This window comes from Paralimibaculum aggregatum (assembly GCF_030270585.1).
GTDB classification, from domain to species: Bacteria; Pseudomonadota; Alphaproteobacteria; order Rhodobacterales; family Rhodobacteraceae; genus Thermohalobaculum; species Thermohalobaculum aggregatum.
Genome location: NZ_BSYI01000105.1, coordinates 1 through 1767 on the forward strand (window position 1 = coordinate 1; position 1767 = coordinate 1767).

A 1767-nucleotide genomic window follows, 5' to 3' on the forward strand; every position below is an offset into this window, starting at 1 on the left:
GCGGCGCAGCACGTGGCGCTCGGCGATTCGCAGATCGTGGTGGCCGGCGGGCAGGAGAGCATGTCGCTGAGCCCGCATGTGGCGCATCTGCGGGCCGGGCAGAAGATGGGCGACCTGAAATTCGTCGATTCGATGATCAGGGACGGGCTCTGGGATGCCTTCAACGGCTATCACATGGGCACCACGGCGGAGAACGTGGCGAAGCAGTGGCAGCTGACCCGCGAGGAGCAGGACGCCTTCGCGCTGGCCAGCCAGCAGAAGGCCGAGGCGGCGCAGAAGGCCGGGCGCTTTGCCGACGAGATCGTGCCGGTGACGGTGAAGCACCGCAAGGGCGAGACGGTGGTGGACCAGGACGAGTACATCCGCCACGGCGCCACCATGGAGGGCATGACCAAGCTGCGCCCGGCCTTCTCGAAGGACGGCACGGTGACCGCGGGCAACGCCTCCGGCCTCAACGACGGCGCCGCCGTCGCGGTGGTGATGTCGGCGGCGGAGGCGGAGCGGCGCGGGCTCGAGCCGCTGGCGCGGATCGCCTCCTATGCCACCGCCGGCGTCGATCCGGCGATCATGGGCACCGGGCCGATCCCGGCCTCGCGCAAGGCGCTGGAGAAGGCCGGCTGGAAGCCGGAGGAGCTCGACCTGGTGGAGGCGAACGAGGCCTTCGCGGCGCAGGCCTGCGCGGTGAACAAGGACATGGGCTGGGACCCGGAGATCGTGAACGTGAACGGCGGCGCCATCGCCATCGGCCACCCGATCGGCGCCTCGGGCGCGCGGATCCTGACCACGCTGCTGCACGAGATGCAGCGGCGCGACGCGAGGAAGGGGCTGGCCACGCTCTGCATCGGCGGCGGCATGGGTGTCGCCATGTGCCTCGAGCGCGGCTGAGGCCGGCGAGGCGGAGGGACGGGGCGCGGATCGCCGGGAGCCATGCGAGGAGCCGGATCATGCGCCCTGTCTGACACGGAAGGGTTAAGGGAACATTAACCGAACCGTTAACCGGATGGTAACCAGGAACGGACGACAAGGAGGGACGGCGATGGCACGGGTGGCACTGGTCACGGGCGGCACGCGGGGGATCGGCGCGGCGATCTCGAAGGCGCTGAAGGCGGCGGGCTGCGAGGTGGCGGCGAACTATGCGGGCAACGATGCCGCGGCGGAGGCCTTCAGGGCCGAGACCGGCATCGCGGTCTACAAGTGGTCGGTGGCGGACTACGACGCCTGCGCCGCCGGCATCAAGGCGGTCGAGGAGGCCCAGGGCCCGGTCGACATCCTGGTCAACAACGCGGGCATCACGCGCGACGGGATGTTCCACAAGATGACGCCGCAGCAGTGGAAGGAGGTCATCGACACCAACCTGACCGGCCTCTTCAACATGACCCACCCGGTGTTCCCCGGCATGCGCGCGCGCGGCTTCGGCCGGATCATCAACATCTCCTCGGTCAACGGCCAGAAGGGGCAGATGGGCCAGGTCAACTACTCCGCCGCCAAGGCCGGCGATATCGGCTTCACCCGCGCGCTGGCGCAGGAGGGCGCCTTCAAGGGCGTCACCGTCAACGCCGTCTGCCCGGGCTATATCGGCACCGAGATGGTCCGCGCCATCGACGCGGAGGTGCTCAAGAAGAACATCCTCCCGCAGATCCCCGTCGGCCGCCTCGGCGAGCCCGAGGAGATCGCCAGATGCGTCGCCTTCCTCGCCTCCGACGACGCGGGCTTCATAACCGGCTCCACAATCTCCGCAAACGGCGGACAATTCTTCTCCTAAGCCGC

The 1767-nt window shown here is 69.2% G+C and carries 2 protein-coding genes; both read left to right on the forward strand.

Going from position 1 to position 1767, the window contains the following annotated elements; translation table 11 throughout:
• A partial coding sequence (locus QSJ97_RS24450) for an acetyl-CoA C-acetyltransferase (protein WP_285675112.1) occupies window positions 1–885 on the forward strand: 885 nt, incomplete at its 5' end.
• A gap of 151 nt (window positions 886–1036) precedes the next feature.
• Window positions 1037–1762 (forward strand): acetoacetyl-CoA reductase, encoded by a 726-nt coding sequence (gene phbB / locus QSJ97_RS24455; RefSeq protein WP_285675113.1) that lies wholly within the window; start codon window positions 1037–1039, stop codon window positions 1760–1762.
• The last annotated feature ends 5 nt before the right edge of the window (window positions 1763–1767 follow it).